The organism is Polaromonas sp. AER18D-145 (assembly GCF_002379095.1).
Taxonomy (GTDB): Bacteria; Pseudomonadota; Gammaproteobacteria; order Burkholderiales; family Burkholderiaceae_C; genus Polaromonas.
The window spans coordinates 150,151-163,133 of sequence record NZ_NBZV01000004.1; the positions used below are offsets into that span (position 1 = coordinate 150,151).

General features: G+C 62.4%; 13 protein-coding genes. 1 reads left to right on the top strand and 12 read right to left on the bottom strand.

What is annotated here, in order from left to right:
* Positions 1 to 94: 94 nt before the first annotated feature.
* The 7 genes from rplT to B7G52_RS04285 form a co-directional block, all read right to left on the bottom strand.
* The gene (rplT, locus tag B7G52_RS04255) at positions 95 to 454 is read right to left on the bottom strand and encodes a 50S ribosomal protein L20 (RefSeq protein ID WP_096668383.1); all 360 of its coding nucleotides are present in this window, start codon (positions 452 to 454) and stop codon (positions 95 to 97) included.
* Between the two features lie 25 nt (positions 455 to 479).
* Positions 480 to 683 (bottom strand): 50S ribosomal protein L35, encoded by a 204-nt coding sequence (rpmI, locus tag B7G52_RS04260; RefSeq protein ID WP_077595745.1) that lies wholly within the window; start codon positions 681 to 683, stop codon positions 480 to 482.
* Between the two features lie 268 nt (positions 684 to 951).
* Positions 952 to 1,560: a translation initiation factor IF-3 gene (infC, locus tag B7G52_RS04265; RefSeq protein ID WP_096696405.1), complete on the bottom strand. Its 609-nt coding sequence runs from the start codon at positions 1,558 to 1,560 to the stop codon at positions 952 to 954.
* A 96-nt stretch (positions 1,561 to 1,656) separates the two neighbouring features.
* The gene (gene thrS, locus B7G52_RS04270; protein WP_096696406.1) at positions 1,657 to 3,564 is read right to left on the bottom strand and encodes a threonine--tRNA ligase; all 1,908 of its coding nucleotides are present in this window, start codon (positions 3,562 to 3,564) and stop codon (positions 1,657 to 1,659) included.
* A gap of 232 nt (positions 3,565 to 3,796) precedes the next feature.
* Complete coding sequence (locus tag B7G52_RS04275) at positions 3,797 to 3,982, bottom strand: hypothetical protein (RefSeq protein ID WP_096696407.1); 186 nt, start codon at positions 3,980 to 3,982, stop codon at positions 3,797 to 3,799.
* Positions 3,983 to 4,127: 145 nt separating this feature from the next.
* A complete protein-coding gene (gene aceA, locus B7G52_RS04280) occupies positions 4,128 to 5,447 on the bottom strand; it encodes an isocitrate lyase (RefSeq protein ID WP_096696408.1) in 1,320 nt (439 codons plus the stop codon).
* Positions 5,448 to 5,834: 387 nt separating this feature from the next.
* On the bottom strand, positions 5,835 to 6,269 hold the full coding sequence (locus tag B7G52_RS04285; RefSeq protein WP_096696409.1) for a gamma-glutamylcyclotransferase: 435 nt from the start codon (positions 6,267 to 6,269) through the stop codon (positions 5,835 to 5,837).
* 120 nt (positions 6,270 to 6,389) lie between these two features.
* Between B7G52_RS04285 and B7G52_RS04290 the strand changes: the two genes are divergently transcribed.
* Positions 6,390 to 7,310, top strand: coding sequence for a DMT family transporter (locus tag B7G52_RS04290; protein WP_096696410.1), 921 nt, complete (start codon positions 6,390 to 6,392; stop codon positions 7,308 to 7,310).
* Between the two features lie 32 nt (positions 7,311 to 7,342).
* Here B7G52_RS04290 and B7G52_RS04295 read toward each other — a convergent pair whose 3' ends face one another.
* From B7G52_RS04295 to B7G52_RS04315, 5 genes are read right to left on the bottom strand one after another with little or no spacing between them, the layout of a single operon-like run.
* Positions 7,343 to 8,860, bottom strand: a complete 1,518-nt coding sequence (locus B7G52_RS04295) for a malonyl-CoA synthase (protein WP_096696411.1) — start codon at positions 8,858 to 8,860, stop codon at positions 7,343 to 7,345.
* Between the two features lie 27 nt (positions 8,861 to 8,887).
* The gene (locus tag B7G52_RS04300; RefSeq protein ID WP_096696412.1) at positions 8,888 to 9,682 is read right to left on the bottom strand and encodes an enoyl-CoA hydratase/isomerase family protein; all 795 of its coding nucleotides are present in this window, start codon (positions 9,680 to 9,682) and stop codon (positions 8,888 to 8,890) included.
* 16 nt (positions 9,683 to 9,698) lie between these two features.
* Positions 9,699 to 10,697 (bottom strand): tripartite tricarboxylate transporter substrate binding protein, encoded by a 999-nt coding sequence (locus tag B7G52_RS04305; protein ID WP_096696413.1) that lies wholly within the window; start codon positions 10,695 to 10,697, stop codon positions 9,699 to 9,701.
* Between the two features lie 43 nt (positions 10,698 to 10,740).
* Positions 10,741 to 12,234, bottom strand: a complete 1,494-nt coding sequence (locus tag B7G52_RS04310) for a malonyl-CoA decarboxylase (protein ID WP_096696414.1) — start codon at positions 12,232 to 12,234, stop codon at positions 10,741 to 10,743.
* Positions 12,231 to 12,899: a GntR family transcriptional regulator gene (locus B7G52_RS04315; RefSeq protein WP_096696415.1), complete on the bottom strand. Its 669-nt coding sequence runs from the start codon at positions 12,897 to 12,899 to the stop codon at positions 12,231 to 12,233. Before B7G52_RS04315 ends, B7G52_RS04310 begins: the two co-directional genes overlap by 4 nt.
* Between the last annotated feature and the right edge of the window lie 84 nt (positions 12,900 to 12,983).

Genomic DNA, 12,983 nt, shown 5'->3' on the forward strand with positions numbered 1-12,983 from the left:
GACAAAGAAAAAGGGCCAGAGCCTTTTCAAGCTCTGGCCCCCGTCTTTTGTGCGCAACCAGCTATCAATTCAATAGCTGAGTGCCCCTCAAAAATCAAGCAGCAAGCTTGGCCTTGACCTGCTCCACGATGGCGCCAAAAGCAGCGCTGTCGTGAATCGCCATGTCGGAAAGAACCTTGCGGTCGATCTCGATGCCGGCTTTTTTCAGGCCGTTGGCGAACTGGCTGTAGGTCATGCCGAATGAACGGCTGGCAGCGTTGATACGCGCAATCCACAACTGGCGGAACACACGCTTTTTGTTGCGGCGGTCACGGTAGGCATATTGCCCGGCCTTCATCACCGCTTCTTTGGCGATGCGATAGACATTGCCGCGGCGGCCGCGGAAACCTTTTGCAAGGGCGAGAACTTTTTTGTGGCGGGCGCGAGCCGTTACACCACGTTTGACGCGAGGCATGTGAGTACTCCTTGTTCGTCGTTAATTAAATGCCCATGCCGGGCAGCATCTGTGCCATGTGACCCATATTGGTCTCATGGACAGCAACTGCACCACGCAGGTGGCGTTTGTTCTTGGTGGTCTTCTTGGTCAGGATGTGACGTTTGAAGGCTTGGCCGCGCTTGACGGTACCACCTGGACGAACGCGAAAACGTTTCTTCGCACTGCTCTTGGTCTTCATTTTGGGCATAAAAATGCTCCTTTTCATTTGTGCTCGTGAGGCGCTGCGAACCTGACGCAGACTTGATGGCCCCGAGCCACTTGTAGTGGCGAGTGTTTAATTCACCACTTGTCAATGGCGAGTTTTAAGTTCACCACTGCTTGGTGGCGGGCTTTGATACCTGCCACCTTTGCAAAGGCAGGATTTCCCTGCCTTTACCGGACATGCTTTCGCATCCCCGAAAAACCTGCTGGTGAAAACACCCGCAGGTTGAAATCCTTGTCGGCGACAGCCGCCCTCAGGCGCCTGTCGGTGCAGCCGGTGTCGCTTCTACGGGCGCCGCTGCGGGCTTGGCAGCAACCTTCTTCTTGCCCGGCGCGATCATCATGACCATCTGCCGGCCTTCGAGCTTGGGAAACTGCTCCACCAAAATCAAATCGGCCAACTCGTCACGGATGCGCGCCAGCAGGGCCAAGCCCAGTTCCTGGTGCGTGATCTCGCGACCGCGAAAGCGCAGGGTAATCTTGCACTTGTCGCCCTCTTCCAAAAAGCGCTTGATATTGCGCAATTTGATGTTGTAGTCCCCATCGTCAGTGCCGGGTCGGAACTTGATTTCCTTGACCTCGATCACTTTTTGCTTGGACTTCGCTTCCGCCGCCTTCTTCTGCTCGGCATATTTGAACTTGCCATAGTCCATGAGTCTGCACACCGGCGGCACCGCCGTGGGAGAGATCTCGACAAGGTCAACGTCCGCCTCACCAGCGAGGCGCAAAGCCTCCATGATGCTGACAACGCCCAAAGGCTCATTGTCCGGCCCTGTCAGGCGTACTTCAGGGGCCATGATTTCACGGTTCAAGCGATGCTTGCGTTCTTCACGGTGACGGCGGTCACGAAATTCAGTAGCGATGGTTCAAATCCTTTAACGTTAGCTATAAAAGCTATAGCTGCTCGCGCCCGTCCAGCAAGGACGAATAGCCAAAATCATCAACAAACAAGTCAAAAATCAGGCTTTTTGGGTAATGTCAGAAGCAATTGTTTGGGCAAAGGCTTCGAGTGACATGACGCCAAGGTCTTTGTTACCCCGGGCGCGCACGGCAACTGCGCCGGCTTCCTTCTCCTTGTCACCTACAACAAGGATGAAAGGCAGCTTTTGCATCGAGTGCTCCCGTATTTTATACGTAATTTTCTCGTTGCGCAGGTCAAGATTGACCCTAAGCCCTTGATTTTGAAGCGTTTTAGCTATTTCGCGACAGTAATCAGCCTGGGCGTCGGTGATATTGAGCACAGAAACCTGCACCGGCGCCAGCCAGGTGGGCAGTGCGCCGGCATGTTCCTCGATCAGAATCCCGATGAATCGCTCCAGGCTGCCGACGATGGCCCGGTGCAGCATCACGGGCCGGTGCCGGGCGCCGTCTTCGCCCACGTATTCAGCATCGAGGCGCTCCGGCATCGAGAAATCGACCTGCATGGTGCCGCACTGCCATTGCCGGCCAATCGCGTCTTTCAGCGTGTATTCGATCTTGGGGCCGTAAAACGCCCCGTCGCCGGGCGCGATTTCGAACTCGCAACCGGAGGCGCGCAGGCTTTCCATCAGCGCCTGTTCGGCCTTGTCCCAGCTTTCGTCGGAGCCAATGCGCGCTTCTGGCCGGGTGGCCACCTTGTAGATGATGTTCTTGAAACCGAAATCGGTGTAGACCTTCTGCAGCAGGGTCGTGTAGTCGACACATTCCTTGAGGATCTGCTCTTCGGTGCAGAAAATGTGGCCGTCGTCCTGCGTGAAGCCGCGCACGCGCATGATGCCGTGCAGGCCGCCCGAGGGTTCGTTGCGGTGGCACTGGCCGAACTCGCCGTACCGCAGCGGCAGGTCGCGGTAGCTTTTGATGCCCTGCTTGAAGATCAGGATGTGGCCGGGACAGTTCATGGGCTTGAGTGCGTACTCGCGCTTTTCGCTCTCCGTCGTGAACATGTTGTCGCGGTACTTGTCCCAGTGGCCGGTTTTTTCCCAGAGCGTCTTGTCGATGACCTGCGGCCCCTTGACCTCCTGGTAGCCGTTGTCCTGGTAGACCTTGCGCATGTACTGCTCGACGCCCTGCCACACCGTCCAGCCCTTGGGATGCCAGAACACCAGGCCAGGCGCATGGTCGTCGATGTGGAACAGGTCGAGCTCACGGCCCAGCTTGCGGTGGTCGCGTTTTTCCGCTTCCTCCAGCATCAGCAGGTACTGCTGCAGCTCGTCCTTGGTCGCCCAGGCCGTGCCGTAGACGCGCTGCAGCATCTCGTTGTGGTGGTCGCCGCGCCAGTAGGCGCCGGCCAGCTTCATGAGCTTGAAGAACTTCAGCTTGCCAGTGCTGGGCACGTGCGGGCCGCGGCACAGGTCCTCAAACTTGCCTTCGCGGTAGAGCGACACGTCTTCGTTGGCCGGGATGCTCGCAATGATCTCGGCCTTGTAGTGCTCGCCCTGCTCCTTGAAATAGGCCACGGCCTCGTCGCGCGGCAGCACGCGGCGGGTCACCGGCTCGTCTTTGGCCGCCAGCTCGGTCATCTTCTTTTCGATGGCCGTCAGGTCTTCCGGCGTGAAAGGCCGCTTGTAGGAGAAGTCGTAGAAAAACCCGTTCTCGATCACCGGGCCGATGGTGACCTGGGCATCAGGAAACAGTTCCTTGACCGCGTAGGCCAGCAGGTGGGCGGTGGAGTGGCGAATCACCTCCAGGCCTTCCGGGTCCTTGGCGGTGATGATGGACAGCGCGCTGTCGGCAGAAATCAGGTGGCTGGTGTCCACCACCTTGCCGCCCACCTTGCCGCCCAGCGCGGCCTTGGCCAGGCCGGCGCCAATGGAGGCGGCGACCTCGGCCACCGTCACGGGCTGGGGAAATTCGCGGATCGAAGCGTCTGGCAGCGTAATTTTGATCATGGTGGGCAGGCTCTGGAAAACAAAAAAGCGCGGAAACTGCCGCGCTTGGTAAAGGATGGGGATGGAGGGTTGCTATCTATTGAGTAGCTATAAATCACCAGGGGATGCGGCTAGCGCCCGGGGTGACTCCAAACTGGAGGCGTGATCGTAGTTCGCGGTGTCATAACCCGCGCGATCCTTCCTGTTTCCAGTTTGATTGATTGCATTGCGCTATTTTACGGCAGCTTCGGGCTCAGGCCCCGCCCGGCACGCCCGGCGGGAAAAAAGCCAGCCCCAGGCAGCGCGGGCACTCGGTGATGACCGTCTGTTTTTCGACCTCGAAATCCTCGGTGATGTTTTCACTGTCAATGCGGAGTTCGCCCGTTCCGTTGCAGTCGGGGCAAGGCGTACGTTTGAATCCCAGGGTGGCGTCGGACATGAGGAGCTCCCGCAGAGTTGGCCTGAATCAGCCGCACTCTACGCGAAAAACCGGCACCGGCCAAAAGAAAAAGCCCGGACAAAGCGCATCGCTTCGGCCGGGCCGCGGGCCGCCTCAGGAGGCACCCGTTATTTCAACGATCAGCTCAGTGAAACTGCTCTTCTTCGGTGGAGCCGGTCAGCGCGGTCACGCTGGACTTGCCGCCCTGGATCACCGTGGTGACTTCGTCGAAGTAACCGGTGCCCACTTCCTGCTGGTGCGACACAAAGGTGTAGCCACGCTCGCGTGCGGCGAACTCGGGCTCCTGCACCTTCTCGACATAGGCCGACATGCCGCGCTTGACGTAGTCCTGGGCCAGATCGAACATGTTGTACCACATGGAGTGGATGCCGGCGAGCGTGATGAACTGGTACTTGTAACCCATGGCGCCCAGCTCTTTCTGGAACTTGGCGATGGTCGCATCGTCGAGGTTTTTCTTCCAGTTGAACGACGGCGAGCAGTTGTAGGCCAACATCTTGCCGGGGTGCACCTTGTGCACGGCATCGGCAAACTTCTTGGCAAACGCCAGGTCAGGCGTGCCGGTTTCGCACCACACCAGGTCGGCGTAGTGAGCGTAGGCAATCGCGCGGCTGATCGCCTGGTCGATGCCTTTTTTGGTCTTGTAGAAACCTTCGGACGTGCGCTCGCCGGTCAGGAAAGGCTTGTCGTTCTCGTCGTAGTCGCTGGTCAGCAGGTCGGCGGCTTCCGCATCGGTGCGGGCAATCACCAGGGTGGGCACGCCGCAGACGTCGGCGGCCATGCGCGCAGCGATCAGCTTTTGGTTGGCTTCCACCGTCGGCACCAGCACCTTGCCGCCCATGTGGCCGCATTTCTTGACGGAAGCCAGCTGGTCTTCCCAGTGCACGCCTGCCGCACCGGACTTGATCATGGCCTTCATCAGCTCGAAGGCGTTGAGCACACCGCCGAAACCGGCTTCTGCATCGGCCACGATGGGCGCGAAGTTGTCGATGTAGCCCTTGTCGCCGGCATCAATGCCCTTGGCGTGCTGGATTTCGTCGGCACGGCGGAAGGTGTTGTTGATGCGCTCAACCACCTGCGGCACGGAGTCGACCGGGTACAGCGACTGGTCGGGGTACATAGACGAGTAGCTGTTGTTGTCGGCGGCGACTTGCCAGCCCGACAGGTAAATCGCTTTCACGCCGGCTTTCACCTGCTGCATGGCCTGGCCACCCGTCAGCGCGCCCAGGCAGTTGACATAGGGCTCGTTGTTGACCAGGTCCCAGAGCTTTTCGGCACCGCGGCGGGCCAGTGTGTACTCGATCGGGAAGGAGCCGCGCAGGCGGATCACGTCGGCAGCGCTGTAACCGCGCTTGATGCCCTTCCAGCGGGGGTTGGTCGCCCAGTCTTTTTCGAGGGCGGCAATCTGCTGTTCGCGGCTCAGTTGTTCGGTGAGGGTCTGTGGCATGAGGTCACTCCGGAGGTTGAAAAATGGGGGGGGCAAACAGCACTGCACTACCCATGCCTTTGCCGTTTGCGCTGGGATCAACTTTAAGTCTTCTACAAGACTTTGTGAAGCTCTTATGTCTTATATAAGATAAAATTTATTTCCATTGAAATCAATGGCTTTTTTTTGAAATTTCACAATAAGAAAAGTATTTTCTTGTATTGAGAAATATTACTGCGCTGCAGCATTTTAGAATTTCACAATACGGAAGGTTTTTACCGGATTATGAAATTGTGGATTCGGGCATGCCAGCCATTTTTCGCTGTGGCGAAATCTCCGGTCAGGTCAGCAGAACCACCCGCAGACGGCCTCCGTCTCGCGCCTTCCCCTCGCCCGTCACCCACGGCCTCAGGGACGCTGCTGAAGGTGTTCGAGCCAGTCGCCACCGCCGATCACCGGTTGGCCCGCCGTGCGGGCCGGGTTGATTTCATAGACAAGGCAGTCCAGCGCCACCGCGCCCGATGACGCCGGCGCCTGGCCCAGCCGCACCCTCACCACCTGCTTGCGGTACTCGCCCGTCTGCTGCGGCCAGACCTCCTCGATGACGTCGAGCTGGCGCTCGAGCTCGGCGCTGATGGTGTAGACCTCGCCGGTCACGCGCGCCGGGCCACCCAGCACCACGCCCGGATAAGGCCCCAGGTCGTAGAGCACGCCGGCGACGCTGGCCATGCCGACAAACTGCGGCGCCGGACGCAGCCGCGTGATGTCACGCACATCGCCGCGGCGCAGCGTGCCGTAGACAAAGACATGGCGGCTGGCGGAAGGCGGCATCGGTTCAGGCATGAAAGTAAGGCATGATTTCGGGCAAGAAGAAAAAGCATCCCGGACTCTGCAGCGCACAGCCGCCACAAGCGCTGCTGGCAGCCGCGGGGCCACGCAACCCTCAACGGAAAACCCACTGGAATGAACCGCATTGTGGCCTACGCCTGCCTGGCGCTCAGCATGTCCCTGGTCGGCAGTTATGTCGCGCTGTCCAAACCGCTGGTTGCGGTTTTCCCGGTCTTTCTGCTGGCCTGGCTGCGTTTTGGCATAGGCGGGGCGGCCATGCTGCACTGGCTCAGGAAACCGGCCGGGGAGGCACCGATGACGCGGCAGACCCGGCAACTGGTGTTCCTGGAGTCCTTTCTCGGCAATTTCCTGTTTTCGATCTGCATGCTGTTCGGCGTGAGCCTGAGCAGCGCGGTGGCCGCCGGCGTCATCATGGCCGCCATCCCGGCCGCGGTGGCGGTGCTGAGCCGGCTCTTTCTCGGCGAGCGCATCCGCCCCCGGGTCGCGCTGGCCATCGCCTGCGCCGTCTTCGGCATCATGCTGGTGTCGCTATCAAAAACAGAGCTGCCTGCGTATGCAAGTAAAGGGCTGGAGGCCGATTTGGCATCCAGCCGCGCCTGGCTGGGCAACCTGCTGCTGGTCGGCGCCGTGCTCTGCGAAGCCGCTTATGCGGTGATCGGCAAGAAACTCACCGGCGCGCTCGGCCCCAAACGCATCACCGCGCTGATCAACCTCTGGGGGTTTGCGCTGGTGACACCGCTGGGCCTGTGGATGGCCTGGGGTTTTGACTTTGCCGCCGTGGCGCCCGGCAACTGGCTGCTGCTGCTGTTTTATGCGCTGGCCGCCAGCGTCTGGACCGTGTGGCTGTGGATGACGGGCCTCAAAGGTGTGCCCGCCAGCCAGGCCGGTGTCTTCACCGTGATGCTGCCGGTCAGTGCAGCGCTGGTCGGCGTGGGTGTGCTCGGGGAGTCCGTGGGCGCGGCGCAACTGGCCGCTTTTGCCCTGGCGCTGGCAGGCGTGGCACTGGCCACGCTGCCGGAGAAAACGCGCCCCTGAGCGCAACCCGGAGAAGCGTCAGGCCTCAGGCGTCAGGCAAACAGGGCCTTGTGCTGCTCGCGCAGCACGTTTTTCTGGACCTTGCCCATGGTGTTGCGCGGCAGCTCACCAACGATGAAGCAACGCTTGGGAATCTTGAAGTTGGCAAGCTGCGCCTTGAGCCGGGCAATGATCTGCTCGCCGTCCAGCTTCGCGCCGGGCTTGGCGATCATGATGGCGACGCCGACCTCGCCGAAGTCCGGATGCGGCACGCCGACCACCGCGCTTTCGGCCACGCCGGGCATGTCGTTGATGTAACCCTCGATCTCGGCCGGGTAGACGTTGTAGCCGCCGCTGATGATCAGGTCCTTGCTGCGCCCGACGATGGTGATGTAGCCGCGTTCGTCGATCTTGCCGACATCGCCGGTCTTGAAGTAGCCATCAGCGGTGAACTCTTCCTTCGTTTTCTCGGGCATGCGCCAGTAGCCCCTGAAGACGTTCGGCCCCTTGACCTGGATGCTGCCGATCTCGCCCGTGGGCACCGGCTGGCCGGCATCGTCCTGCACACGCAGGCTAACGCCGGGCAGGGCAAAACCGACGGTGCCGCCGCGCCGCTCGCCGTCGTAGGGGTTGGAGGTCAGCATGGCGGTCTCACTCATGCCGTAACGCTCAAGGATGGTGTGGCCGGTGCGCTCCTGCCATTCGGTGAAGGTTTCAATCAGGAGCGGCGCCGAGCCGGCGACGAACAGGCGCATGTGGCGGCAGGCTTCGCGCGTGAGCCCCGGCTCGGCCAGCAGGCGCACATACAGCGTGGGCACACCCATGAACACCGTGGCTTCCGGCAGCTTCTGCACCACCAGCTTGGGGTCGAACCTGGCCAGCCAGATCATTTTGCTGCCGTTGATCAGCGCGCCGTGGATGGCCACGAACAGGCCATGCACGTGGAAGATCGGCAGCGCATGGATCAGCACGTCGCCGGGTTGCCAGGCCCAGTAGTCCTTGAGCACCAGCGCATTGCTCAGCATGTTGCCGTGCGAGAGCATGGCGCCCTTGCTGCGGCCCGTGGTGCCGCTGGTGTACAAAATGGCCGCCAGGTCGTCCGCGCTGCGCTGCACCACCTCGTGCCGGTCGCTGCAATGGGCGGCGCGGTCCAAGAGCGAGCCGGTGCGGTCGTCGTCGAGCGTGAAGACGTTTTGCGTGCCGGCCTTGAAGGCGATCTTGCTGACCCAGCCGAAGTTCTTGCGGCTGCACACCACCACCGAGGGCTCGGCGTTGCCGATGAAATACTCGATCTCGGCGCTCTGGTAGGCGGTGTTGAGCGGCAGGAACACATAGCCGGCCCGCAGCGTGGCCAGGTAGAGCATCAGCGCCTCGACCGATTTTTCAACCTGCACGGCTACGCGTGCGCCTTGCGGCAGGTCCAGCGACTGCAGCAGGTTGGCCATCATGGCGGTCGCCCGCTCGAGGTCGCGCCAGGAGTAGTTCAGGCCGGTGTCGGTTTCCACCGCCACCGCATCAAGGTCTTTCGGAAAGGCTGCGCGCAGGGCGGCAAACAGGTTGTTGTTTTTCATCGCGTGGTTACCTGGAAATCGAAAAAGTCAGAGGTCGCCGCCCACCGGGAAATGCGGCGGACGTTTTTCTACAAAGGCCGACACACCTTCGCGGTGTTCGGCGGAGTCAGCGTAGGCATACGCTATTGCTATCAGTTCAGTAGCAGGCTGCATCCGCCCGTCCTGGGCCAGAGCCCGAAAAGTCTGTTTGTTCAGGCGTGCCGCGGCGGGTGCCAGCCGGGCCACGCGGCCGGCCGTCGCCAGGGCCTGCGCCCCCACCTCGCCGTCCGGCAGCACGCGGTTCAGAAAGCCGCGCTGCAGCAAGGTGGCCGCGTCGAGCACCGCCGCTGCCAGCAGCATCTCGCGCGCCGTCAACTCGCCGGCGGCGCGCATCACGAGCGCGGCCTCGCGCGGCGCCATCGGAAAACCGAGCTTGCCAATCGGTGCGCCGAAGGTGGCCGACACGCCGGCCAGCCGCATGTCGCAACAACTGGCGATCTCCATGCCCGCGCCCATGCAAGCGCCCTCGATCTGCGCCACGATGGGCAGGTCGCAGTCCAGCATGGCCTGCAGGCCGCCCCAGACCTCGTTTTCGTGGAAGCCGCGCAACGCGGTTTCGTCAAAACGGCAGTCCGGGTACTCGGCGATGTCGCCGCCCGCGCAGAAACTGGCGCCCTCCCCGCGCAGCAGCACGCAGCGCACATCGCTGCGCTGCTGCAGGCCGGTGAACACCTCGCGCAGCTGCTGCCACATGGCCCGCGACATGGCGTTGAGCTTGCCCGGATGGGACAGGGTGACCATGGCGATGGGGCCGTCCGTGGCCAGCAGCACCTGTCCTGTCATGTACACCTTGGAAAGGTCAGTCCAGCTTGGCGCCGGACGCCTTCACCACCTGCGCCCACTTCTTGACCTCGGCGCTGATGAAGCTGCCGAACTGCGGTCCCGCCAGGCCGGTGAACTCGGCGCCCTGGCGTGCCCAGACGGCCTTGGCTTCGTCGGTGGTGCAGGCCTTGCGAATTTCCTCGATCGCGCGGGCCTGGGCATCGGCCGGCATGCCCTTGGGGCCCCAGACGCCGTACCAGGTCGTCACGTTGTAGTCGGGCAGACCCACCTCGGCGGCGCTCGGCACGTCCGGTATCGCCGGGTTGCGTTTGTTGCCCGACACCATCAGCGCCTTGATGCGGCCGCCGGCAATGTGGCTGGCCGATGAGCCCAAACCGTCGAACATCATTTCGACGTCGCCGGCGATCAGGCCCTGCAGGGCTGGCCCGGCACCGCGGTAGGGAATGTGGGTGATGAAGGTTTTGGTCTGCTGCTTGAACAGCTCGCCGGCCAGGTGATGGGAGGTGCCGGCGCCGGCCGAGCCGTAGTTGAGTTTGGCCGGATTTTTGCGGGCGTACTCGAGGAACTCCTTGAAATTGGCCGCCGGAAGTTTTTGCGGGTTGACCACAACGACCTGCGGCACGCTGGCCACCAGGATCAGCGGCACCAGGTCTTTCTCGATGTCGTAGTCGAGCTTGGGGTACATGCTGGGCGCGATGGTGTGGTGGACCGCGCCCATGAACAGCGTGTAACCATCCGGAGCGGCCTTGGCGGCAATACTGGCACCCAGGGTACCGCCGGCGCCGCCGCGGTTGTCAATGATCATCTGCTTGCCGGTCAGGCGCGCAAACTGCGCCGACATGGGACGCGCAAAGGCGTCCGTCCCACCGCCCGCAGGAAAGGGAACAATCATGGTCACCGGCTTGGCTGGCCAGCCCGATTGCGCATGGCTGCCCAGTGAAAACGCGGCAACGCCGGCGGCCGCTGCACGCAGCACATCGCGTCGGGACGCGTTGATGTCAAAGCTCGATGTCATGTCTGTCTCCTGTCGTTGTTGAAATAGGGGTTGGTTGGTACGCTTACGAAATATACAAATCTTCGATGTCACCGGATACGGGGATTTTCCCCTGCGACAGCAGCGCCCGGTGCTTGTCCAGGCGTTTGAGATCATAGAGGTAGTTGACCATCAGGCCGCAGGACTGCTTGAGTCCCTTGGCCGACGGATCGCCCATCCAGTTGAGCCGCTCGATGCGCGCGCCGTTGCCCAGGTGAAAACGCGCCACGGCATCGAGCGGCTTGCCGTCGTCGAGCTCGCGCCCCAGGTAATGCGCAGCGCAGCGCAGCAGCATGCGGCGCACCGGCGACTTGTCGTCCAGGGCCGGCGCATTGTCGGCCGCGGTGAGGAAATGCTGCGCGGTGGGGGGTTCAAACCCGATCGCCCTGCCCAGAGCGCTGCGTTCCTTGTCGTCGAGCAGCGCCAGCATCGCGCCGGCATTTTTTCCCAGCCACTGGCGAAAACCGGGAATCGGCGAGAGCGTCGCAAAGTGTTTGAGCCGCGGAAATTCGGCATGCAGTGTTTCCACCACACGCTTGATCAGCGAGTCGCCGAAACTCACGCCGCGCAGGCCGGCCTGCGTGTTGCTGATGGAGTAGAAAATCGCCGTGGTGGCCTTCGCCAGATCCGCCGGCGCGGCCGACTCGTCCAGCAACGGCGTGATGCCGGCGGCCATCTCGTCCATCAGGGCCACTTCGACAAAAATCAGCGGCTCGTCGGGCATGCGTGGGTGGAAAAACCCATAACAACGCCGGTCGCTGTCGAGCCGGTTTTTCACATCGGCCCAGCTCTTGATGTCGTGCACGGCTTCGTACTTGATCAGTTTTTCGATCAGCGATGCCGGTGAGTCCCAGCTGATGCGGCGCAGGTCGAGAAAACCTACGTCAAACCAGGTCGAGAACATGTACTCCATCTCGACATCGAGCGCCTGCAGCCGCCTGTCCGCCTTGAGGTAAGGCAGCATGTCCGCGCGCATGTCGACCAGAAACCGGATGCCTTCCGGAAACGCGCTGAAGCGCTGCAACAAACGCCTGCGCGGCGACACCGTGGCGCGGCGGTACCGCACCTCGGCCACAGCCTCGTCGGGCGTGCCCACCGCGGCGGCAAACTGCGCTTGCGCCAGCTTGACCTTCTGCGCATCGGCAACAAACTGCTCGCTCATCAACAGCCACATGTCGCGCCGCTCATTCAGTGCGGCGCCGGCATACCAGCCGGCCACGCCCTTGGCGCGGCGGCCGCCTTCGACCTCGCTGACCTGCGGGTCCACAATGGCCTTGAGCTCCTCCAGCGTGCGCCGCAGCACGCGCGGCGACAGCGCCTCCTCCTTTTGCCGCAAGGTGGCCTTCAGGCGTTCACGGGTCGAGCGGGCCGGCGTCGGCACCTCCGCGGAAGCGCCGGACGCTCCTTTTTTGGGAGCATCGGGCGTCACCACCACGGGAGTTTCGGCCGGTTTTGAGGCTGCCTTTTTGTCGCCGGAAAAGCGCGACACGCTGCGGTTGAGCCAGTCGGCGGCGGTCATGAGGCCACCCGCGTGCGCTGATGGCGGGCCAGTTCGCGCAGGGCCTCGCGTTGCCGCGTCAGGTGGGTGCGCATGGCCGCGTCGGCGCCCTCGCTGTCGCGGGCCATGAGCGCGGCAAACACCGCCATGTGCTCCGACAGGCTTTGCACCAGCCGCCCGGGGGCGTGCAGTTGCTGCGCACGCGCCAGCTTGAGGATCTTGCGCAGATCGGCGATCGCCGTGGCCAGCCAGCGGTTGTCGGCCAGCGCGATGATGGCCTCGTGGATCGCAAAATTGGTGTCGTAATACTCATTGATGCGGCCGGCCCTGGCGTGGCCGGCCAGCCGCTCGTGCAGCGTGCTCAGCGCCGCCAGGTCGGCGTCGCTCGCATTGCGCGCAGCCTCATAGGCGCAGCGCCCTTCCAGCAGGGCAATCACCGGAAAAATATCGTCCAGATCCTTCTCGGTGACTTCGCTGATGAAGCAGCCGCGCCGCGGCTCGTGGCGGAGCAGCCCCTCCGCCGTCAATACCTTGAGCGCCTCGCGCAGCGGCGTGCGGGAAATCTGCAGCCGTTCGCACAGGACCAGCTCGTCGAGAAAGCTGCCAGGGGCGTAGGTGCCGGCAAAAATCTGCTCACGCAGGGTGGCAGCCACTTCCTGGTGCAATGAGTTTTGGACGAGTCGCATGGTGGGTATCCGTTGGTCGTCGTGTGGCGGCAAAGTGGCCGGTCGGGTCTGGCGGTTGGCGGGAGCCCCGCTTCTGCCGGCCCT